The organism is Flavobacterium cheonanense (genome assembly GCF_039539185.1).
Classification (GTDB): Bacteria; Bacteroidota; Bacteroidia; order Flavobacteriales; family Flavobacteriaceae; genus Flavobacterium; species Flavobacterium cheonanense.
Genome location: NZ_BAABCT010000005.1, coordinates 20801 through 44592 on the forward strand (window position 1 = coordinate 20801; position 23792 = coordinate 44592).

Here is a 23792-nt window from a genome sequence, read left to right on the forward strand (position 1 = left end):
GGATTCGATTTTAGGATTTATTGAAAGTGAAACGAGGTGTTTCTTTTTCTTTTACGGCAAGTTTTTCTAATAGTTGTAGTTTTTTAGCCTCTTCTACTCTACTATTAGCTTCTTTAGCAAGATCTAATTTTAGTTTTTTATCTTCCTTTTGTTGGGTTTTAATTAGATCGTTTGCTTGCATTACTGTTGTAATTGTTTCTTGAGGAATGTTGTAATAATCCGCAAATTCCTTGATGGTGATGGGCTGGTGTGCTTCTTTATTGTAGCTCTTTTTCATTTCTGCTATCATTTTATAGGATTGACGTTCTTTTTTGTTAAAGAATACCATAATGTCGTTTACATTGATTACTTGTCTCATGCTTTTTGTTGTTTTTTTGATAGGGTAAAATTATTGAGTCAGGAGTGCTTTTTAGGAGACTGGATTGTAGCTTTTGTTCTATTTATAAGTAGTATTTACGATACTTTTTGGTAGTGCTTCTGGGATTTATTTGAATTGAAGGCTTTTGAATTTACTACTTTTTAAAGATACTTGTTGTTCTACATTTGGTATGCCTTTGATATGCCTTTTGTATGCCTTTGATATACCTTTGATATAATTGTGAATTACGAATTGTGAATTACGAATTACGAATTGTGAATTAGGAATTAGGAATTTATTAGCGGTGGTGGTAAATAATTTTATATTAGAAAAAAAGTAAATTTGTTAAAATTCTAGATATGGAAAATGATTTGAATCGGTTTTTAACGGCACAAGAACATAATTATGAAACAGCTCTTGCTGAGATTAAACTTGGTAAAAAACAAAGTCATTGGATGTGGTATGTTTTTCCTCAACTAAGAGGTCTTGGTTATAGTAGTACTGCTATGTTGTATGGTATTCAAGATTTGGAAGAAGCCAAAGCATATCTTGCGCATCCGCTTTTGGGTTCAAGACTAGTTGCCATTACCAATGCACTTTTGTTGCTAAATGAAAAAGATGCCTACATCATTTTTGGAAATCCCGATCATTTAAAGCTTAAATCTTGTATGACATTATTCTCGCTTGTTGATGAAGGAACTGATGCTGTCTTTAAAAAAGTAATTGAACAGTATTTTAATGGAAGTATGGATGCTAAAAGCTTACAACTAATTTCAACTAACGAAATTTAAAAAAAAACTATAAAATGGAAAAATTGCTTCAAATAAACTAATTGCACTCAACATGTCTAAATAAATAATTTCATATTAGAAAAATAAATATATTTGGTAAATAAATATTTCATTTAAAATACACTACTACTTTATATTTAATTAAATAACAAACCAATATGATACAAATTGACTTAATTGAAATACTTTTAAAACGTTTAAAATCGACAGGATGGATCCAAAATGGCGGGTATGCTATACGAGAGAATCCAAGAGTATTAGATCGCTTCGGAATTAGAATTGCGGTAGTCAAACCTATTAGAATTGATCCTTTTAAAATATTACAAGACGAGATAGATAAATTTTTTACGTCTCTAATTAGTATCATTAAAAAAAATGGTATTAAAAATATTTTTCTTCCTGGAGGAGGACCAATACCCATTCCTCAATTCTTTTTAGATTTTTGCAGAGAAAATGGTATAAATATCACTGTTGTGACAGATGAAAATATTGATAGTCTCAATAGTTTCTAAATATTAGCAAATCCTGATAATAAATACTTTAAACTAACAATTAGAATATAATTGTTTATTATCCTTTTTTATATGTTTAGTGACAAAATTTTAATTAAAAAAACTTAAAAAAACTCCTCTATGTCAGATCAAGAATTATTAATAGAAGTAAAAAAGAATGGAATGCTACTTGAAAATGCTTCTGAAGCTCAAAAAAACATAAAAAATATAGTTTTAACAGCAGTTTGTCAAAATGGAGTTGCTTTAAAATTTGCAAGCACTGAATTAAAAAATGATATCGATATAGTTAAAGCTGCTGTTATTAAAAAAGGAAGTGCATTGTATTTTGCCTCAGACGATTTAAAAAATAATAAAGAAGTAATTCTACTTGCTGTCGGAAAAGATGGCATTGCACTTGAACATACTACAAAAGAATTTAAAAAAAATAGAGATGTAGTATTAGTAGCTGTTAAAAAAAATGGATTAGCATTGGAATTTGCTAGTGATAAATTAAGAGATGATGAAGAATTAGTATTACTTGCTGTTTCTTCAAAAGGAAAATCTTTAAAATTTGCAAGTAGTAATCTGAAAAAAGACAAACACATTGTTGAAGCTGCAGTTAAACAAAATAGACTAGCATTTCAATTTGCTGATGATAATTTAAAAAATGATAGTGATATTGCTTTATTAGCTATTGATGGTTTTGGAGGTGATAGTGTATTAAAAAATGTTTCAAAGAGATTAATGGATAATAGACTTTTTATTTCTGATGCGTATAAAGTTAATTATCATATATTAAAATTTGCCTCTGACTCTATTCGTGGTGACAAAAAATTTATAATTGAATTATTTACAAAGAATCATCATCCTCAATTAAAATATGTTTCTGAGCAATTGAAATCAGATGAAGATTTAGCTACTCTCTGCTTAATAAAAAGTACTACATCAATATGGGACATCTCTTATAAACTCCTTCATAATAAAGAATTTATAAAAAAAATAATTTCTAATGAAAAAATAATTAAACACCATGGGGTTTGGTTTGCATCAAGAGTTTTAAAGAGTTCAACCTATATTGTACAAAACGATGAAGAAATTTTAAATATTTATAATTCACTTGCAACAAAAAAAGATAAGTAAGAATAAACAAAATAATACACCGCAAATTCGCCAATTCTAGTGGTTTTATTTAAAAAATTAAGAAGGTTTTAGGTACAATAAAAATATACTACCCGACGTTATTAATAATTCTAATCAAAAAATTAAACCAATTAATTATGACAAGTGTACTTTTCATACCAAGAACTGATCGAAATACGAAAAGGGCTTTAATCAATGAAATAGCGGAAGCTGTTTTTGGTACTGCTGAACAAAGTGCTTTTTCTGAAGAATTTGTTCCTGTTGGCGGTAGAGTACCTGCTCCAAAAAAAGAGAATTTTGCAAACTTCTTAATTAATGTCCCTGAATTATTATGGGCTGTTCAATACAATGAAAAGACAATTGGTTTTATTCTGATTTTTAATATCCCTGATCCTAGTTCTATTGGCTTTAGTATTAATTCAAATTTTGCAAATAAAGGAATTGCTACTGATGCCTTTACTTTAGTTCGTCATTCAACTTTAATTAAGTATCCCATATTTGGTTCTACTTCTACAAGAAATACAATTGCGCAACATTTTATGTTAAAACAAGGATTTGTTCAACTACCACAATCATTTAATTTTTGTGGTGAGGAAAGTTTCAAATATAGATTAGACCTTCCATAATAAGTTAATCAAATTTCTACACTTTGTTGTTTCAGATTATTTATTTTAATCTACTTTCAATAACTGTTTATATAATTTATATTTTAGTTCTTTTCCTGCATGATCTTTTATTCTGGATAGGGTTTTTATTGGGTTGTTGAGTTCTATTGCATATCCTGATTCTTGGTTGAACCAATTTCTGAATGGGGTTTCTTTTACTACTATGGCAGGTGGGTTTTCTGTTTCACTCATTATTCGGAAAATAAATCCTATTTCATCTGCTTTAGGATGGTGTTGCATCATGGCATGGAATAATTGATAATTTTGAGCGCTTCTAAAAATATGGGTTGGATAGTTTTTGGATTCCGTTGCTGTAATAGTGGTTGCTGGCGCTACTATTTCTGGATTATCTATTCCTGCTGCTAGGTTTAGTTTTGCAATTATGTTTTGGAATAATTTATCAGCGGCTGTAAAAAATGGATTTGAAAAGTCTGTGAAGGCTTTCATGTCGTGATAAAGCGCATTAAAGCCTTTATTTAATGAACTTATATACTGTTTGTATTTTTGAGGGTCCAAAAATTGTAAGGCTTTGTTATTGATTACATAGTCTACTTTTAATATTTTTAGTTCTTGTTCTATTATTAAATCAAAAGCTACCTGTTCATGACTCATGTAGTGTTTTATCATTATATTAATCAATGCTTTTTTGAATTTTTTCAGGAATGATTTTACTGAATAAGCTTCTATATTTTGATTTTGAAGCATTTGTTCTAACGAAACCGAAATCTTTTCGATTGGATACTCTTCTACTTCTTGCACTACAAATAAGAAGTTTTCTAACCTTGCTGAAACTGTGTCTGTAAATTGTTTTGTAGTGGTTGGCGTGTTTTCAGTACATTTCTTTAAGGCACGCGCCATACGTTTGATTTGTTTGTGCAATTTCCCTTTTTGTAGTTCTTCTTGAAACGATAAAAGTGTTTTACCTGCTTCTGCAATTTGTTTTTGTAAGGCACTCATCGCTTCTAATTCAAACGAATTTGAAATTAACTCACTTAATTTCTTCATACTTTCCGTTAGAGAAGTTCCATCAAAACGGTCTAAAGCATTTTCTTGTGTGTTGTTTTTAGTATTCATAATTTACTAATTTAGAAGTTACCAAATTACTGTAAATCAATCGAATTTGAAATTTTAGTTTTTAACAATTGGTTGATAATAACTCCTTTGTTTTTTCTTCACTTTTTCATCACTTTTTCTTACTGCATTCTACTGTAATGTCCTGCGATTTACTGCATTATGTTGCGGATATTGAACCTATGTTCTTAGTAATCAATAGGTTGAATTTACTTTTGAATCAAATAATTGTACAGGATGCATCAGAACATTATTTTGAAATTTATGTTTAACTAAAAAAGGAGTAACCATGCGTACTTTAATTGAAAAAGTCTGCGAGACTACGCAGCAGGTTCTTGAAAGAACAAAAAATGAATGTTTAATTTTTAATACTAAATGTAATGGCTAAATTTGAAGGAATCTTCGATATTGAAGGTACATTGAAAGGGATGACTTTTTACAAAACTGCAGAAGGCATCCGAATTCGCACTAAAGGTGGGATTAGCAAAAAGCGCATCATGAATGATCCTGCTTTTGCAAGAACAAGAGAAAATGGCGCTGAGTTTTCGCACTCGGCTAAGATGTCGCAATTGTTGCGGCATTCGGTTTCGACTTTGGTTGATCATGCTAAGGATAGCAGAACGAGTAGCCGCCTGAACCAGATCATGTCTCGTATCAAGAATATGGATACGGTAAATGTTCGTGGCGAGCGAACAGTTCAAGAGGGATTAAATAATCCTGTGGGCATACAAGAATTAACTGGGTTTGATTTTAATAAGCATTCTACTTTAAGTAGTGTTTTGAAAAAATCATACGTATTTTCTGCTGCTGATGGGAAGTTGACTTTGACTGATTTTATTAATGGAAAGCATCTGCAATTGCCTCCTGGAGTTTCTAAAATTGGTTTTCGACTTGGTGCTTCTAGTATTGACTTTTCTGGGCAGAGCTATGAATTTGTGGAAAGCCCTCAAGAGTTAATGAACGTTGAATTGTATATTCCTACTACGTTTACGTTGACCTTGCCTTCTATCCCTAGTGGTGGTGGGTTGTTGTGTTTCTTTTTCTTGATTGAATTTTATCAAGAGATTAATGGGGTTGACTATCCGCTGAAAAACAAGCAGTTTAATGTTTTGAATATGATTGCTGCTTCTTAGTTTTTTGAAGGCGTTGAAGAGACAGCTGGCTATTGCCAGCTGTTTTTTTTTATTATCGACACTATTTGTCTACACTAAAATTTATTTTTGATATTTGGTTTTAAGTTTGGAATTAATTTGTGTATAATTTTTTTTATAGTTGTATTTTGGTATATTTGATTTTTAATCTATTTGATGGCTGTTGACCTTTCTGACCTATTAGTGATTGGCGTTTCTACAAGAGCGTTGTTTAACCTTGAAGTTGAAAATGATCTTTTTCAAAGTCAAGGTATTGCTGCTTTTAGATCTTATCAATTAGAAAAAGAAGAAGAACTATTAGCGCCTGGCACTGCTTTTTATTTGGTTAAAAGTTTGTTGGAATTGAATAAAATTGCCAACAAGAAAATAGTTGAAGTGGTTGTTATGTCTCGTAATAGTGCCGAAACAGGCTTTAGGGTTTTAAACTCTATAGAACAACACCAACTGGATATTACCAGAGTGGCTTTTACAGGAGGCGAACCTTTGTCTCCTTATATTGAGGCGTATGACATTGATTTGTTTTTATCTAAAGATAGTGCCGAAGTGCAACGCGTGATTGACTCTAAAAAATGTGCTGCTGCTTATTTGTATGCTCCTCCCACAGATTTTAATCCTACTGACACTAGAGTAAAAATAGCTTTTGATGCCGATGCAGTTTTATTTTCTGAGGAATCGGAATATCGCTATAAAACCGAAGGTTTGGATTCTTTTCAAGACTATGAAAAAGCACATGAAAATGATGCCTTGAGCGAAGGACCTTTTGCTAAATTATTAATCAAACTTTCTAAAATACAAGAACACTTTCCAATGGAAATAGAACACTCACCCTTACGGTTGGCTATTGTTACCGCACGCAGTGCTCCCTCTCACAAAAGAGTGATTAAAACCCTAAGAAAATGGGGTGTTTATGTAGATGAAGTGTATTTTTTAGGAGGTTTGGCTAAAGACAGTGTATTGGAAGCTTTTGGCGCCCATATTTTCTTTGATGACCAAGATACGCATTTACAATCTACCTCTTTAGTAGTACCCTCTGGCAAAGTACCTTATGAAACGAATTCACCATTGGATCAATTGCAGAAAAATAAGAATAACTAAATCATAATTTGAAACCATCTATAAGATTGTAAAAAAAGTTGACGAAAAATACCTACTCCCAAAATCCAAACACTATGAGTGCTATACTACCGAGTAACAACAACTTCATATTATATTCTGCTCCAAGTGGTAATGTAAAAATTGAAGCTTATATGCAAGATGAAACTATTTGGCTTACACAACAAAGGATGGCAGACGTTTTTGGTGTAGCTAAATCAACTATTAGTGAACATCTTGGTAATATATACGAAAGTGGAGAATTAGAAAAAGAGGCAACTGTTCGGAAATTCCGAACAGTTCAAATTGAAGGCGAACGTGAAGTGTCTCGAAATTTAGAATATTATAATTTAGATGCTATTATTTCTGTAGGTTACCGTGTAAATTCTACCAAAGCAACACAGTTCAGAATTTGGGCGACTAACGTATTAAAAGAATTCATTGTAAAAGGCTTTGCAATGGATGATGACCGATTAAAACAAGGCACTACAGCTTTTGGTAAAGATTATTTTAAAGAATTACTAGAAAGAGTTCGTTCTATTCGTGCGAGTGAAAGAAGAATTTACCAACAAATCACTGATATTTTTGCTGAATGTAGCATAGATTATAATCCGAAAGCCGAAATTACTAAAAACTTCTATGCAATAGTCCAAAACAAATTCCATTTTGCGATTACAGGTAAAACCGCAGCTGAAATCATTTATTTAAAAGCTGATAGTTCAAAACCTCAAATGGGCTTAACGACATTCAAAAATGCTCCTGATGGAAGAGTACTTAAATCAGATATTGAAATTGCAAAAAACTATTTAGAAGAAAAAGAAATTAAACAATTGGAGCGAACCGTATCAGGTTACTTTGATTATATCGAAAACCTTATTGAACGCCAAAACACCTTTACAATGGAAGCATTAGCAGAAAGTGTAAATAAGTTCCTTTCGTTCAATGAATACAAAATACTAGAAGGTCTCGGAAAAGTATCGCATCAACATGCAATTAATAAAGCAGCTAAAGAATACGACCTGTTCAACAAAACACAAAAAATAAATTCAGATTTTGATAAACAAATTAAGGCTTTAGAACAAAAAAACAAAAAATAAGCCACATAACAATTCAAAATAAATTAATTATAACATGGATTATATGGCTAAATTTTCCTGATATTTGGAATTTTAATTCTATGGAAGAAAAATAGTAAATAATGAAGTCGAAAAAGGAAGAAGAGGTTTGGCAAAAGACAAGGTTTTGGAAGCTTTTGGAGCCCATATCTTTTTTGATGACCAAGACACGCATTTAGAATCGGCTTCTATAGTAGTGCCTTCTGGCAAAGTGCCTTATGAAACGAATTCACCATTATATAAATTACAAAAAAAATAATGAACAAGAAAGACCTAATTTCAAAAATAAAAACACTTACTGATATTTCTACTGAGGAGCGCGCTTACCTTATTGATTTGGTAAATACCAAGAAAAAATATGGCATCGTTTGGGAAAATAAAACTGAAGATGTTGAAGAGCAATTGCGTTCCATGCTGCCTGTATTAAATGAAATAAAAGATAAAGCCATAGTAAATAGTGCTGAACACCCAAACCATATTTTGATTGAAGGTGATAATTTACATGCACTTACAGCATTAACTTTTACTCACGAGGGCAAAATTGATGTAATTTATATTGATCCACCATACAATACTGGAAATAAAGATTGGAAATACAATAACGACTATGTAGATAGTGAAGATAATTTTCGTCATAGCAAATGGTTGTCAATGATGAAATCACGATTATCATTAGCAAAAAATCTTTTATCAGAAAAAGGAATCATAATTTGTGCTATTGACCATTATGAGCTATTTACACTTGGGTGTTTAATGGATGAAATATTCAGAGAAGAAAATAGAATTGGTATTGTTTCCGTTATACATAAACCCGAGGGTCGAAATCAAGAGAAATTTTTTGGAACAAGTAATGAATTTGCTTTATTCTATTCAAAAAATAAGAGCATTTGTAATTTTCAAAAAGTAGTTCTAGACGAACAAATTCAAAACCAATATGATCTTACTGACGAAATAGGTCAATTTAAATTAGAAACTTTTATTCGTAAAAATAGAGGAGAACAAGGTATTGATACAGGATTAAGAATAAACAGACCCAATTCGTGGTATCCATTGTTTGTAAATCGTGACACACTTGAAATATCTTTAAATAAAGACAATGAACAATATATTGAAATATTACCAATTGGTAATAATAATCAAGAAAGAACTTGGGATGCAAGTGAAGAAAATGTGCAACAAAAAATACAAAATAAAGTACTTGTAGCAAAAAAAGAAAAAGATAGCACTATCAAGATTTATGTAAAAAAATACGCTAATCAAGTTATTAAAACACATTGGATTGATTCCAAATATCATGCAGTTACCTATGGAACAAGAGTATTAACAGACATTATTGGCGCAGGAAAGTTTAATTTTCCAAAATCATTATTTCTTATTCGTGATATTTTAAAATTAGTTTCAAGTGAGAACGCAATAATCTTAGACTTCTTTGCCGGTTCTGGCACCACACTTCACGCGACAATGGCTCTCAACGAAGAAGATGGTGGTAATAGACAATGTATATTAGTAACCAACAACGAAAATAACATTTGTGAAGAAGTAACCTATGAACGCAATAAGCGAGTTATTGAAGGATATTCTAATGCTAAGGGTATAGCTATTGAAGGTTTAAAAAATAATAATTTACGGTATTTTAAAGCTGGCTTTGTGCCTAGTGAACGTAACGAAGTTAATCGCCGTAAGTTAACCCAAGAAAGTACTGACTTGCTTTGCATAAAAGAAAATTGTTATGGTAATGTTTCTAAAGAGTTTATGATAAACGAAAAAGAAGCCAAACTATTTACGAATGGTTTGGGTAAATACATGTTAGTATTGTATCATTCTCGTAACCAAATGGAGGTTATAGAAAAATTGACAGCTATTATTCCAACCATAGCAACCAAAGAGAAAATCAAGTTGTATGCCTTTAGTCCTGAGAAAGAAACCATTGAAGAAGATTTCTTTAGTGTTGCTAATAAAATTGAGGCAGTTCCATTACCAGATAGCATTTACAATGCCTATCGTGCTACTTTTAGAACTTTAAAATTAGATAAAACACACAAACAATAATGAACAAAAAAGAACTTATATCTAAAATAAAAACACTAACAGATCTAACTGATACTGAGCGTGCACACCTCATTGAATTGGTAAACACCAAGAAAAAATATGGACTCGTTTGGGAAGACAAACCTGAAGATGTTGAAGAACAATTGCGTTCCATGTTACCTGTATTGAATGAAGTAAAAGAAAAAGCCATTGTAAATGGAGCAGAACACCCCAACCATATTTTGATTGAAGGAGATAACCTGCACGCATTAACTGCAATGACATTTACGCATGAAGGTAAAATTGATGTAATTTATATTGATCCACCTTATAATACAGGAAATAAAGATTTTGTTTATAATGATACTTTTATTGATTATGAAGATAGTTTTAGGCACAGCAAGTGGTTATCTTTTATGTCTAAAAGATTACAAATTGCAAAAAGTTTATTAAATCAAAATGGTATTCTTTTCATAAGTATTGACGATAATGAAGTTGCACAACTCAAGTTACTATGTAACGATGTGTTCGGTGAAAATAATTTCATAACTCAATTTCTTTGGGAAAAGACATCTACTCCTCCATCACTATCAAAAAAGGTTAGAAAAAAAATGGAATATGTTTTATGTTATGAAAAATGCAGAGACAATTCTTCATACTCAATTGGTAAAGTTGATGGAGGAGATGTTCCTCTTCTTAATTCGGGGAATGCTAGAGGAAAATTAAAATTTCCAGTAGGTTCAATAAAATTTAATATTCCTGATGGAATATATACAGACAACCTTGAAAGAAAAGTAAATATTATTAATGAAAGTTTAATTGTCGAAAATTCTTTAAATGCTAATGAGGTCGTATTAGAGGGGAATTTTAAATGGAAACAATTGATGCTAGATAAAGAAGTTTTGTTGGGAACTCATTTTATTATTAAAACTGAATTATTTTCTATACGTTTTCAGAGAAGAGACGATAATTTAAAGACAAAAACCCCTACAAATCGTTTAGATAAAGAGTTAAATGTTGGAACTAATGAAGATGCAAAAAAAGAAATTGATGAGCTATCCATTAATTATTTTGATTATCCAAAACCTTTGTCATTAGTAAAACTTTTAATCAATTTAAAATATAAAGAAAATTCAACTATCCTCGACTTCTTCGCAGGTTCTGGCACAACCCTTCATGCTACAATGGCTCTTAATTCAGAAGATGGTGGAAATAGACAATGTATTTTAGTAACCAATAACGAGAATAATATTTGTGAAGAAGTTACTTATGAACGTAACAAACGTGTAATTGAAGGTTACACTAATGCTAAAGGAGAAGCAATTGAAGGTTTAAACAACAACAACTTAAGGTATTATAAAGCCGAATTTGTACCGAGTGAACGTAACGAAGTAAATCGCCGTAGGTTAACACAAGAAAGCACTGATTTACTTTGTATTAAAGAAGATTGTTATAATAATGTTTCTAAAGACTTTACCCTAAATGAAAAAGAAGCCAAACTATTTACGAATGGATTAGGTAAATATATGTTAGTACTTTATCATTCTCGTAACCAAATGGAAGTGATAGAAAAATTGACAGCTATTATTCCAACCATAGCAACCAAAGAGAAAATAAAGTTGTACGCCTTTAGCCCTGAGAAAGAAACGATAGAAGAAGATTTCTTTAGCGTTGCTGATAAAATTGAGGCAGTTCCCCTACCCGATAGTATATACAATGCTTATCGTGCCACTTTTAGAACTTTAAAATTAGATAAAAAACAGACCGCTACTGTCGCGTCTCAAACTACTGAACAAGAATAATATGTATACTTTATTAGAATTTCAAGAAAGAGCAGTAAATCAATTACAACAGCATGTAATAACTGCCATAGAAAACGGAAGACAACAAACGCCAATATTGTTAAAAGCACCAACTGGAGCTGGTAAAACAGTTATGGCTGCGGCTTTAATAGAGCGTGTGGTTGACCAAGCTCATTTACATCCAGGCTTAGATAGCAACATGGCTTTTATTTGGTTCGCACCAAACACCTTGCATATTCAGAGCTATGTGTCCTTAAGTAAATTTTATGAAGATACGAGAAGATTAAATTGCTTAGATTTAAATTCGTTGTCCTCAAATCCGGTATTAAATCCAGGTGATTTACTATTTGTTAACTGGGCTAGTTTAAGTAGTGAAAAAAATATTTGGCGTAAAGAAAATGAATCTAACACCAATTTAGAAACACTGGTAGAAAATACAAAAGCCAATAGCACTAAAATTATTTTAATTATAGATGAAGCTCACTTAGGTGCTTTTACGGGTACTCAAGCAACAAAAGTTAGAAATTTAATTGGAGCTGATGTTGAAATATTAATAACTGCTACGCCACATCATATGCCTGATTTAAACGTAGTTGTGCAAAGGAATGAAGTTATTAAACAACAACTTATCAAAAAATCAGTACGATTAAACATTGGCTTAGACCCAGAACAACAAAATAGTGATAATGTTCATATTCATTTACTTAGAAAAGCATTTGAGAAAAAGAATGAACTTCAGCGATTGTATGATTTAGAAGTTGGTGAAGGAGTTGTCAATCCTTTAATTTTAATTCAATTGCCATCAGATTCTACAAAAATTACTGAAGAAGATGAAAAAATACGTGATATTATAGAAGGACTACTAAATATAGAATATAATATTTCAACCAATAATGGAAAATTAGCAATTTGGTTATCTGGTGAAAAGAATACCGATGGTTTGGAGGACTTAAATGGTTTTCAAGATGTATTGATTTTTAAACAAGCTATTGCACAAGGTTGGGATTGTCCAAGAGCAGCAATTTTACTAAACTATAGATCTATTGGAAATGAAGACTTTGGTATTCAAACCGTTGGAAGAATATTACGAATGCCACATCGAAGACACTATAATCATGACGATTTAAATCACGGTTATGTTTATACAGATATAGAAACTAGTCGAATACGATTGGTGCCTGCCGATTCTGATTACATAGAAAGATTGAAAGCAGAGCGAAAAGAAGACAAGAAATGGGTATATGATACTTTGAAAACTGCCCAAGTTATAAATGACCGTGAAACTAGTGCTACGCTTACTTCTGCTTTTCAAACTATTTTCTTTACCGTTATGGAAGAAAAATATGGGATAAAACAATTGGTTGATATTGATTTCTTTACGTCAAGAACTGCTGAAGAAAATGCAGCTCAGAAAAAAATAAATACCGATTTCATGAGAGCAAGAGGATGGGAATTTGATATTGATACGCATCAAATAGTTATTCCTACAGACATACAAATTGACGAATACCAAGTGGATGCAATTATTAATTTAAATAAAACCAATACTAAAGCGTTTGCGATAACAAGTGAACAGTTCAGACAGCTTTTTGATCGTTTTTGTTTTGATAGTATTACTCGATTAATTAAAGAAAAAAGTTGGAGACAAATGCGCACCACGCTTATCAACTTTGCAGAATATTATTTAGAATCCTTTGAGTTTGATGCTAGAAAAATATTTTTATTTTCACAAAACAAAGTATTAATCTTAGATGATATTAAGATCGCATTGGAGCGATTTGATGTTTGGCAACGTGCTAAAGGAAATGAAAACAGACGTATTGAGTATGCTGATTGGGAAATACCTAAAGAACGTTACTATAGTGATAAACACAATAGATTTGAAGTCGAATCGCATGCATTGGAGCCTTTTTATGAACAAACATCTGCTTCTAAACCAGAAAAACTATTTAAAGATTTTTTAATAGCCAACGAAACCAAAATAAACTATTGGTATAAGAATGGAGATTCTGGAAGAGAACATTTTGCCGTTGACTACGTAGATGTTAATGGGAGAAAAAGATTGTTTTATGTTGATTTTATTGTAAAAATGAAATCGGGTAAAATAGGTCTTTTTGACACAAAAAGTTTAAATTCAGAAGTGGATGCCTCTAATAAACATAACGCTTTAAGAAAGTGGATGTCGGATAATGGTGTTGATTTTTTTGGTGGGATTTTAATACCTGTTGAAACTGCTGGTACTTGGAATTTTTATTTTTCAGAATTTGATTTACCTGAAAATAAATTTATAGAAAACACTACAGGTTTTACAAACTTAAATTTAAGCAACTTTTAAATAGCACAAGATGAATAAAGGTTTAGATGGAACATTTATGCACTATGGTATTCGCAATGAAGACATGAGAATAATTCAAGATATTTGTGAGAAAAATGAAATTGATTTTGATTGGTTTAAAGAAAACATCTTAAAAGAATATCATAACCTCAAGATGAAAAATGAAGAAATGGATGTAAAAACATTACATCGTCTTTTAGAGAATGCATTAACAAAAAATAAGTAATTATGTTAATCACAAAAATAGCTGCAAAAAACTTTAAGACTTATAAAGAATTAGAGTTAGACTTATCCGTAATCGATGAAAAACCAATTGTTTTAATTGGAGGTATTAATAATGGTGGAAAAACAACCTTATTTGATGCAATTTATTATGCTTTATATGGCATAGTAATAAAAGATGCTGAACATTTTAAACGTTTAGTTAATGCATCAGTACCTATAAAAGATGATACCAAAATTGAATTAACTATTGATTTTAAAGGCAAAGTGCTTTCTAGTGATTATTTCTACAAAATAAAAAGAGTTTATGCGCTCAATACTCAAAAACAACCTGTTGAATCAGTAACACTCAATTTTAATGGTGATACTTTTACCTATGGAACAGCAACTCCGTTTGCTGAAAGGACTAAAAGTGAAGCGGAAGTAAACAAGATTATAAAATCAAATTTACCGAAAGAATTAAGTAAATATTTCCTATTTGACGCTATGAAATCAGGTGATCTTTTAAAAGAAGATTATCTAAGTAGGGTTATTAAAGAAAATATTGAAAATGTAATGGGATTCAATAAATATATCCAACTAGGCGATGCTACAGTTAAACTAAAAGAGAAATACATTACTGATTCTATAGCAATTCATGAAGAAAGAGAAGAATATACAAAATTACTTCTCAAGAAGGCGGAAACTGAAGCTCTAATTAATGAAAATGAAGAAAAAAAGAAAAAATTATTAGGCTTTTCAATAGACAATAAAGAACTATATCTGAAAGCTAAAGATGGGAAAAATTTAGAGCAAGAATACAAAGAACAAATTCAGTACTTGGATTCGAAACTTACTGTTTTAAAAGACAAAGAAATTGAATTTATAAGTAGCACTGAAAAATTTATAAACGATATAGAAATACAAGCTTTTTTACCAAAATTAATTGATAGTATTCATGAAGAATTAGAACTAATTGTTTCAAAAACAAATACTAGTGACAATGGAGAAAAGTTTACGGGTGCACAATTAGATTTTATAACCCAACAAGTAATTCTTTATTTGAAAGAAAATAATCATATTAATCAAGAAAATGAATTACTGGAAAGTGAAATCAAAAAATACATTACAAACAACCAAACAAAAAAAGGGAATAATGATACTTTTGATTATTTATCAGACGATGAATTATCAACGATTAAAACTCTTTTAAATAATTCATCCATAAATAATTTCAATCTTTTAAATCAAACAAAAAAGAGCTATGAAAATGAAATAACACAATTACCGACTTTATTAAAAGATTTGAACCAAGCAAAAAGTCATTTAACAAAAGAGGATAATTCGATTATTGATGAATATGAAAAGAATGAAGAAGAACTTAAAGATTTAAAAGCAGCAATAACCAACTTAGAGTTAGCAAATGTTAAAACTTGTAATGATCTTTCGAGATATGATATATCTGAAGATGAAATTCCAAATCCTAAATTAGAACTCTTAAAAAAACTTGAGCCACTATTTGAAATTATATCTGATAAGTTATTAGTGTCAAAAAAACAACGCATTGAAGAAACAATGCTTGAAGATTTAAATACTACACTAGTTGCTTACGCAGGTCAAATTGAACGAGTTGAATTATCTGAGAAATTAAATAATTTATCCTTCAAAATATACCATAAAGCAGGAAATGAAATTTATTTGGAAGAACTTAATGCTGCCTCTAAGCAGATTATTGTTCAAGTTTTACTAAAAGCTCTTCATCAATTTGGTGATTATAATCCTCCCGTTATGATTGATACTGTAATGGGATATTTATCAGAAGATAGTCGCGCCTCTTTATTAGAAAACTATTTCCCTAAATTATCACATCAAACGATTTTATTTAGTACCGACACTGAAATTAGAAAAGACATTGATTTACCCAAAATAGAAGAATTCATTTCAAAAAAATACACTCTAATAAGAGATAAAGTGAGTCAAACAACAGAAGTTACAGAAGGATATTTTAATAATTAAAAGTAAAAATGAAAACATTAGAAACAAATCTTCGTGTAGCTGAAGCTGTAGGTCCTAAAATGGATCAATTACGTTTAGAATTTGAAACTATTTTAAATTTAGAAAAATACGAATTTGACAATAAACCAGTTTCAGTAAAAGGAAATGCAAAATTCATGCGTATTTCTTTATTAGCTGCATTATCCCTAAACGATAACAGAACTGAGGAATTCAAGGATTTAATAATGACTAGCAATAGTATACATGCAACATTGTTTACCGTTCATAATTTAGCAAATACATTAAATACTTTAATTCATCATAGATATGCTCATCTGAATATTAATTGGGATGACAATATTACCAGAAGTAAAATTATCTGTTTTGAAATACTGAAAGGAGCTGACTATTTGTTAAAAGATGAAAACTTATCAAAATGGATTTCTTTTACAGGATCAAAAACTGGTAATTCAGGCGGAATACCACATTTAAATTTAAATATAGGGGAATATGCCGACGATATCCCTGCTTTTTTAGATATGAATAGTAATGCAATTACTAATACTCAAATTTTAATTGCAGGAACAACTGGTTCTGGAAAATCTAATTTATTAGCAGTTTTGATGAATGAAATTCGTTCAATATCAATAGAAACAAGTTATCCTGTAAACTTTTTATTTTTTGATTACAAAGGTGAATTTTCGGATATAGCTAACAACCATTGGTTAAATCATTTTGCTATTGATAGAAGTTCTATTCTAGATCCAATGGCTGAGCCACTTCCATTCACTCCTTTCAAAAATTTTGTAAATGCTACTCAAAACGAAATAAACATTTATTCAACAGAAATGGCAAATGCGCTTTGCGCTATAGACAGAGCAACAATTAGTGCTAATATGAGTAATCGCCTTTCTGAAGCAATTATTGATGCTTATAAACAAACTAAAGGAAAGCCTATTTCTTTTCAACTTATGTTAGATTGTTATACCGATTTACAACCTAGTAATGAAAAAGAAAAAGTAGATAGTGTTAAATCTGTTCTGAATCAACTTGTTCGTTCCAATTTATTTTTAAACGAAGATAAAATCGATTTAATTAATAATAGCTTTATTATTAAAATGGATAAATGTCCTAAAGACGGTCCAATAAGTAAAGCTATAGTTTATTTCATTGTTTCTAAACTTAACAACATTTACGAAAATATTCCTGCTCAAGCTAACGATGGTTCAAAAGTTCAATTACGCCATTTTACAATCATAGATGAAGCTCATTATATGTTGGATTTTGAAAACAAACCTCTTAAAGATTTAATTGCTGTTGGAAGGAACAAAGGCATGAGTATAATTTTAGCAACTCAAAATATGGATGCCTATAAGAGTAAATATTTTGATTTTTATGCTAATGCACAATATCCATTAATCATGAAACAACAATCCATAAACGATGCAGTACTAAAAGATATGTATGGTGTAGCAGGAAACGATTTAGTAGAAATAAAACAAGCCATTGCAGGACTTCAAAAAGGAGAATTAATTATAAAAAATAACGAAGCTATCGTTTTAGGAATGGGAAAACGCTATAAAAAAATATTGGTTAGGCACTTAATTTAAAATTTAAATGTAACTAAATATCAAATTATAAAAAGTCAAAAGTTAATTTTAAAACTAAAAAAACATGAAATTTATACAAGACACCCAACCATTTGAAATATTAAAACAGTACTTTATTCCTGCTATTTACCACAGGATAATAGAAGGAAGAAAAAAGGTATATCAGCTATCTATTTCTATAGAAGGAATAGAAAAGGTGATTAAAAAATCAGTTAAACCATTCGAGCACACAAGTTATAATAAAGTTATTACAGGTGCGGTCAAGAGAATGGAAAAACTATTTGCTCCTGAACAGCTAAATTTGGAAGTTATTCTATACAAAAAGCCTAATTTAAATCAACTTGATTTGTCTTTTGAACTTGTAAATAAAGAGTTTTTTAAAATAGGGAAGGAAGAATATTATGCTTCAATTATGGTTGAATACAGTTACTCTAAAATGGATTTTGTAACCTATTACCCGATAATTTACAGACAAACTTGTTTAAATGGTCAAGTTGCAATAATGTCAAAAAATTTCAAAGAAGTTATAGCAACAAATAAAATTTTTGATATTGGTTGTGATTGGTCAAAATGTACATTTGAATCTTATCAAAGAAAATTAACCAATTATTTTGAAATTTTACAGGATAATCGACAAGGCGGTTTATTTGATGAAGAAGATTTTGAATTATTCGAAAGGAATGCAATACGTAAAATGGAGCAAGTCCTTAAAATTAAATCTAAAAATTCTGATATTGATAGAAATTCGGATAATATAAATAATCCTCAGAATTTTTTTAGAAGAAATATTGAAATGCTTGGACGAAATCAATTTGCAGTATGGAATGCTATTACTGACTTTGCTTCAAGAGAACGAGACATTGAAAAACGTAATGTAATGTTTCTTAATGCGGGTAAATTCTTATCTGATGAAATTGAAAAAACGTTGAATAAACAAAAAAAGGATTGGTCAAATAATTTGATTTGGGGTGAAGTTTTACGAATAGCAAAAAAATAAATTACACAATTTTTAATAAAAAAGTATAGGATACAGTAAATTTAATTATGAAGATTTATTTAACCAATAAAGCCAATTAATGGGTGTTTGTAAAATACTTAATTTTGAAAATTAATCATAATGACATTAAAATTAGCGTAAATATTTAAAAAAATAAAAGAAGAAATTCATTTATCTTCTTGTTTACATCAGGAATAAACATTAAATCTTATTTTATGACTATTGAAGATATAATTGAAGAATTAGGTGAGCCAGAAATTGCTTTGAATAATGCAGAAAATATAGATGCAAATGAAAATTCGTATTATTTGTATGAATTGCATCAAATGTACAATTTTTGGGAGAAGAAAGTATGGTTTTTTAATGACTTGCAGGAGTTTTATGATTATGCCTACTCTCATGTTATGATTCAATATGTAAATAGAGAGTTGGATGAAGAGTATGATTTTGATGATGACACCGACAGAAGTGAATTGTATCGGTATTTATTGAAGTTAAAAAATACGATATGGACCATTGAGGAATGTGAGAATTTTATAAAATCTTTTAGTGATTCTTCTTTTGAACTAGTTGAATTTGGAAAAGTGATTGATTTAATTGCGATTACAGATGAAGACTTTGAAAAATGTAAAGAGCATTACAGTACCAAAGAAGAACTTGAAAATATAAATCTTAAAGAAGGTTGCTATAAAATCATTTCAGGATATATTAATAAAAATTATAAAAATCCAAAAAAACCGAAAGAATCTTTAGCTGAATTTCTCGCTTATCTAAATCATCAATAAAATTTAATAGGTACTATTGTAATGCAAAATTAATGTTTTGTATACAATTGAAAAATATCGCTTAATCTAAACTCTATTTTTAGGTTGTAAAATCATCTAAAAAAATCAAAAACTCTTTTTTGTATTCATTAGCGTTTTTCCCGAATTGTATATGCAAAAGCTCAAGTAAGTCGTCTTGTAAATCATTTTTAAAAAGTAATGTGGTTTTGCCTAAAAAATTTACATCATACGATAGATGATTTCCTTTTAATTCTTCCTTAAATTTCTCAAAATCTGAATCGTTCCATTGGGAAGATTGGTATTTTTGATAAATTACATATAATTTTTTTAAATCGTCTTGATCATAAATTCCATACTCTTGATCGAGAAGTGCATCAATAAAAACAATCGCAGGATACAATTTTTTCCATTCTTCTAGATTATCACAAAAACAAAAGGCACCCACACCACTATAGGAATCGCTTGTAAAACAAGCATAGCCCTCAATTGTGCTTTTATTGGATTGTGTGTTGTGAAATAAATCAAGTAAAATATTTAAATCAGGTAGTTCCATAGCTATTGTTATTTTAATTTTATAAAGATATATATTCTAAATGTGGTTTTTTATAATTTGAAAGTTCTATTTTTGTATGTACTGATAAAACTACATTTCATTACTGTTGAAGAACTAATTAATGAAATAGTAAATTCAGAATAAACTCAATAGCAACTTGCAGTCGTTTGGGTAAATTAGATTCAATAATAAATAATTTTTTAAATAAAAAATGAAAGAATTACAATCATTAGATGATGTTTATAACAAAAAGCTATTTCGAATTCCAGATTATCAAAGAGGATATGCATGGGGAATAAAGCAACTGACCGATTTTTGGGATGATTTAATTTCATTGGATGGAAGTAGATTTCATTATACTGGTGTTCTATCTATTAAAGAAGTTCCAGAATCTATTTGGAAGCATTGGAATGATGAAAAGTGGTTGATAGAAAATAGAAAATTTACACCATTTTATGTAGTTGATGGTCAACAAAGACTTACAACAACTTCTATTTTTTTGCAATGCCTTGTAGAACAAATTAGAGGTTTATCAAAAAATCAAGAACTGAAAGACGACTCAATTTATCTAGGCTCTTATAATTTAAAAGAAATAAAAGAGAATTATATTGTTTTATCACAACCGCCACAAAACATAATTAACACCTACAAATTTGGTTATGAAGCCGATAACCCATCGTTTCAATTTTTACGTTACAAAATTTATAATGAAGCAGCTGCAGGTACTGTAAATGAAACGTTTTATACCTTGAATCTAGAAAATGCTAAGCAATTTTTCAAGACTAATATTCAAGAACTAGTAAGTAATAAAGGGGAAGAAATTCTTCAAAATTTATATGAAAAACTAACTCAAAAATTATTATTTAATTTATATACTATTAGTGACGACTTTGATGTTTTTGTTGCATTTGAAACAATGAATAACAGAGGTAAATCATTGTCTGACCTAGAATTATTAAAGAATCGACTTATTTACTTAACAACTCTATATGGTGAAAATGAGGTAAAAGAGAATGACAAAATTGCTATAAGAGATAACATTAATGATTCTTGGAGAGAGATTTATTATCAACTTGGAAGAAATAAACATCAACCGCTAAATGATGATGATTTTTTAAGAGCGCATTGGATTATGTATTTTAAGTACTCCAGAAAAAAAGGTGATGATTACATTCGTTTTTTATTGGACGATGAGTTTTCTCCAAAAAAAGTATTAGAAAAAGTGGAAGTAAAGACCAATATACTTCAAAAAGTTGAAGAATTAAAAGATTCAGAAAATGACGATGATGATTATAATGAATCTGATGAACTGTTTGAAACTTCAAAATTTGCAAAATTATCGATTAAAGAAATTAATAATTATGTATTAAGTTTGAAATCTGCCGCCAAACATTGGTATAACACTTTTAATCCGGAATATAATAATGATTTAACTACAGAGGAAAGTATCCTTTTAGACCAATTAAATAGAATTGGAATTGCTTATTTTAGACCATTAGTTTTAGCATCGTTCGTTAATAAAGAAATAAAATCGGATGAAAGAATTACTTTATTAAAGGCTATTGAAAGATTTATATTTTTAGAATTTAGGGTATCTAGAGCAATGTCGACCTATAGAAATAGTGTTTACTTTAATGCTGCAAGGGATTTATATTATGGTCAAACAAGTATTTCAAATATTATAGATTCTCTAAACGAAGATTCAAAAGGCCTTTTTAACAAAGACGGCTCCTTTAAATTTTCTTATTTCAAGGATTATATTGATAGAAAATTCACCTCAGAGGGTAGCGGTTTTTATGGTTGGAATGGAATAAGATATTTTTTATATGAGTATGAAGAAGAACTTAAGAAAAGTAGAAATCAGCCTAAAATTTCGTGGAAGAATTTTGTTAAAAGTGAAAAAGATCAAGTTTCAATAGAACACATTCTACCACAGACTCCTTCAAAACAAGGTTGGCAAGATTATTTTTCGGACTATTCAAAAGAAGAGACAATCTATTTGACAGGTTCTCTTGGTAATTTATTACCACTCTCTTCAAGTATAAATTCAAGTTTACAAAATGTCCTATTCACTGATAAAAAAAGTGTAAAAACAGATGCTCAAGGGAATACCATTCGTAACGGCTATTCAAATGGATCGTATTCAGAACAAGAAGTTGCAGTTTTGCCAAATTGGACTGCTGAAGAAATTAAAATAAGAGGAATAAAACTTTTAAAGTTTTTTGAAAAACGATGGGGTATTAAATTTAATAATGAAGATGAAATGATTGACTTATTACATTTAAATTTTTTAAATCCAAAAGTAACGAATGAGGAAAGTAGTTTTTAGTACTAAATAAAGAAAGGGATTATTATTTTCTTTATTTATATAAATCTATTTTTTCTTGCATCGTCGTACCACTGTTTAATTTCTTGTCTTCGTCCATTATTTTCGAAAGTTTCCATTACTACTTTTTTAAGGGTGTAGTGGAGTTTTCGTTCTATTAGTTCTGGAGCTTCGGTAATTGGAATGAAAAAAATTTGTTCTTTTTCGTAAGCATCAAAATTGAGTTTGAGTTTTACAGCACGGGTGTATCTTTCTATTACTTGAATAGTTATATCCATGTATAGAATTGTTCCTTCTTGTACACAATAGTTTTCACCATTATCACCAGGTATTGGTAGTTGAATTTTAACTTGAGTATGAATTAGGTTTTCGAGTATAAAGTCTATGTATTTTTGTCTGAGTACCATTTTTGTCATTTTTAGTTTACTTAATGTTTCTTACAATTGTTTCATCCCATCGGTAGCTTTTTCGGAAAGGTTATGCATTTGCTGAACTTACTTTTTGATTTTATCACCGCATAGATAAAAGACTATTTAGACGATTTATATTTATTATAACTTACTCAACACTTCATACAATTGCTGCATCCCATCGGTAGCTTTTTCAGAAAGGTAGTAAATGGAGCGTTCGTCGTCAATATCCATTTCGTGTGCTAGTGGGTCGATTACTACCATTTGGCTAGCGAAAGGAACATAGTAAGGCAAAGCATTGGCTGGACTTACTTTTAGAGATGTTCCTACTACTACAAATACAGCGCAGGTAACTGCTTCTTTTATAGCTGCGTCATGAATAGACTGGTCTAATCCTTCACCAAAAAACACAATATGTGGTCGGAGTTGGCTATTTTGTTCGCAAAGGTCACCTATTAGTACATCTCCATCCCTATTGTATAGTAATTTGGGATTGGCTGTAGAGCGAGATTTCATTAGTTCTCCATGCAAGTGGATTACTTTGGTTGAACCAGCTCTTTCGTGAAGATTGTCAACATTTTGGGTTACAACTACTACTTCATAATGTTCTTCTAATTTAGCTATGAGTTCGTGCGCTAGATTAGGTTTGGCATCGTGGCATTGTTTTCGTCTTTGGTTGTAGAAGTCTAATACTAGCGCTGGATTATTATTCCATGCCTCTGTTGTGCAGACGTCTTCAATTTTGTAATTATCCCAAAGTCCATCTTGAGAATCTCTGAAGGTTTGCAGGCCACTTTCTGCTGATATTCCGGCTCCTGTGAGGAAAAGTATTTTTGGTTTTTGCATGAATATCGTATTTATATTTTCTAAAAAAAC

22 protein-coding genes are annotated in these 23792 nt (G+C 30.1%); 17 read left to right on the plus strand and 5 right to left on the minus strand.

From position 1 onward, the window contains the following. Positions 1-10: 10 nt before the first annotated feature. Entirely contained in the window at positions 11-358 is a 348-nt protein-coding gene (locus ABD766_RS09885) for a hypothetical protein (protein ID WP_344816522.1), read from the minus strand. 359 nt (positions 359-717) lie between these two features. Here ABD766_RS09885 and ABD766_RS09890 point away from each other — a divergent pair, with 359 nt between their 5' ends. The 4 genes from ABD766_RS09890 (at position 718) to ABD766_RS09905 (ending at position 3406) form a co-directional block, all read left to right on the plus strand. Further along, positions 718-1149: a DUF1810 domain-containing protein gene (locus tag ABD766_RS09890; RefSeq protein ID WP_344816523.1), complete on the plus strand. Its 432-nt coding sequence runs from the start codon at positions 718-720 to the stop codon at positions 1147-1149. Between the two features lie 158 nt (positions 1150-1307). Further along, complete coding sequence (locus ABD766_RS09895; RefSeq protein WP_344816524.1) at positions 1308-1661, plus strand: hypothetical protein; 354 nt, start codon at positions 1308-1310, stop codon at positions 1659-1661. Positions 1662-1781: 120 nt separating this feature from the next. Further along, positions 1782-2780, plus strand: coding sequence for a DUF4116 domain-containing protein (locus ABD766_RS09900; RefSeq protein ID WP_344816525.1), 999 nt, complete (start codon positions 1782-1784; stop codon positions 2778-2780). A 137-nt stretch (positions 2781-2917) separates the two neighbouring features. Further along, positions 2918-3406 (plus strand): GNAT family N-acetyltransferase, encoded by a 489-nt coding sequence (locus ABD766_RS09905; protein WP_344816526.1) that lies wholly within the window; start codon positions 2918-2920, stop codon positions 3404-3406. A 45-nt stretch (positions 3407-3451) separates the two neighbouring features. On the opposite strand, the gene ABD766_RS09910 is transcribed toward ABD766_RS09905, so the two are convergent. Continuing rightward, positions 3452-4519 (minus strand): hypothetical protein, encoded by a 1068-nt coding sequence (locus tag ABD766_RS09910; protein ID WP_344816527.1) that lies wholly within the window; start codon positions 4517-4519, stop codon positions 3452-3454. 377 nt (positions 4520-4896) lie between these two features. Here ABD766_RS09910 and ABD766_RS09915 point away from each other — a divergent pair, with 377 nt between their 5' ends. From ABD766_RS09915 to ABD766_RS09970, 12 genes are all read left to right on the plus strand, one after another. Next, positions 4897-5649, plus strand: a complete 753-nt coding sequence (locus tag ABD766_RS09915; protein WP_344816528.1) for a hypothetical protein — start codon at positions 4897-4899, stop codon at positions 5647-5649. Between the two features lie 174 nt (positions 5650-5823). Beyond that, the gene (locus ABD766_RS09920; RefSeq protein ID WP_344816529.1) at positions 5824-6762 is read left to right on the plus strand and encodes a 5'-nucleotidase; all 939 of its coding nucleotides are present in this window, start codon (positions 5824-5826) and stop codon (positions 6760-6762) included. Between the two features lie 74 nt (positions 6763-6836). Beyond that, on the plus strand, positions 6837-7856 hold the full coding sequence (locus tag ABD766_RS09925) for a virulence RhuM family protein (protein ID WP_344816530.1): 1020 nt from the start codon (positions 6837-6839) through the stop codon (positions 7854-7856). Positions 7857-7983: 127 nt separating this feature from the next. Then, positions 7984-8133 carry a 5'-nucleotidase gene (locus ABD766_RS09930; RefSeq protein WP_344816531.1) on the plus strand — a complete coding sequence of 50 codons (150 nt, stop codon included), beginning with the start codon at positions 7984-7986 and terminating at the stop codon, positions 8131-8133. Further along, positions 8133-9923, plus strand: a complete 1791-nt coding sequence (locus ABD766_RS09935; RefSeq protein WP_344816532.1) for a site-specific DNA-methyltransferase — start codon at positions 8133-8135, stop codon at positions 9921-9923. Before ABD766_RS09930 ends, ABD766_RS09935 begins: the two co-directional genes overlap by 1 nt. Positions 9924-10000: 77 nt before the next feature. Further along, positions 10001-11704, plus strand: a complete 1704-nt coding sequence (locus ABD766_RS09940) for a site-specific DNA-methyltransferase (protein ID WP_344816533.1) — start codon at positions 10001-10003, stop codon at positions 11702-11704. Position 11705: 1 nt separating this feature from the next. After that, positions 11706-14039, plus strand: coding sequence for a DEAD/DEAH box helicase (locus tag ABD766_RS09945; protein WP_344816534.1), 2334 nt, complete (start codon positions 11706-11708; stop codon positions 14037-14039). Positions 14040-14049: 10 nt separating this feature from the next. After that, positions 14050-14265, plus strand: coding sequence for a DNA modification system-associated small protein (locus ABD766_RS09950; RefSeq protein WP_344816535.1), 216 nt, complete (start codon positions 14050-14052; stop codon positions 14263-14265). 2 nt (positions 14266-14267) lie between these two features. Then, complete coding sequence (locus ABD766_RS09955; protein WP_344816536.1) at positions 14268-16256, plus strand: AAA family ATPase; 1989 nt, start codon at positions 14268-14270, stop codon at positions 16254-16256. A gap of 8 nt (positions 16257-16264) precedes the next feature. Next, positions 16265-17845 carry an ATP-binding protein gene (locus ABD766_RS09960; protein WP_344816537.1) on the plus strand — a complete coding sequence of 527 codons (1581 nt, stop codon included), beginning with the start codon at positions 16265-16267 and terminating at the stop codon, positions 17843-17845. A gap of 64 nt (positions 17846-17909) precedes the next feature. Beyond that, the gene (locus tag ABD766_RS09965; RefSeq protein ID WP_344816538.1) at positions 17910-18842 is read left to right on the plus strand and encodes a hypothetical protein; all 933 of its coding nucleotides are present in this window, start codon (positions 17910-17912) and stop codon (positions 18840-18842) included. 215 nt (positions 18843-19057) lie between these two features. Beyond that, a complete protein-coding gene (locus tag ABD766_RS09970; RefSeq protein ID WP_344816539.1) occupies positions 19058-19627 on the plus strand; it encodes a hypothetical protein in 570 nt (189 codons plus the stop codon). Between the two features lie 79 nt (positions 19628-19706). Here the strand turns inward: ABD766_RS09970 and ABD766_RS09975 are convergent, their stop codons facing one another. Beyond that, on the minus strand, positions 19707-20180 hold the full coding sequence (locus tag ABD766_RS09975; RefSeq protein ID WP_344816540.1) for a hypothetical protein: 474 nt from the start codon (positions 20178-20180) through the stop codon (positions 19707-19709). Between the two features lie 211 nt (positions 20181-20391). Here ABD766_RS09975 and ABD766_RS09980 point away from each other — a divergent pair, with 211 nt between their 5' ends. After that, positions 20392-22509: a DUF262 domain-containing protein gene (locus ABD766_RS09980; RefSeq protein ID WP_344816541.1), complete on the plus strand. Its 2118-nt coding sequence runs from the start codon at positions 20392-20394 to the stop codon at positions 22507-22509. A gap of 35 nt (positions 22510-22544) precedes the next feature. On the opposite strand, the gene ABD766_RS09985 is transcribed toward ABD766_RS09980, so the two are convergent. Both ABD766_RS09985 and ABD766_RS09990 read right to left on the minus strand, forming a co-directional pair. Further along, a complete protein-coding gene (locus ABD766_RS09985; protein ID WP_344816542.1) occupies positions 22545-22913 on the minus strand; it encodes a hypothetical protein in 369 nt (122 codons plus the stop codon). Positions 22914-23057: 144 nt separating this feature from the next. Then, a complete protein-coding gene (locus ABD766_RS09990; protein WP_344816543.1) occupies positions 23058-23762 on the minus strand; it encodes an SIR2 family NAD-dependent protein deacylase in 705 nt (234 codons plus the stop codon). Between the last annotated feature and the right edge of the window lie 30 nt (positions 23763-23792).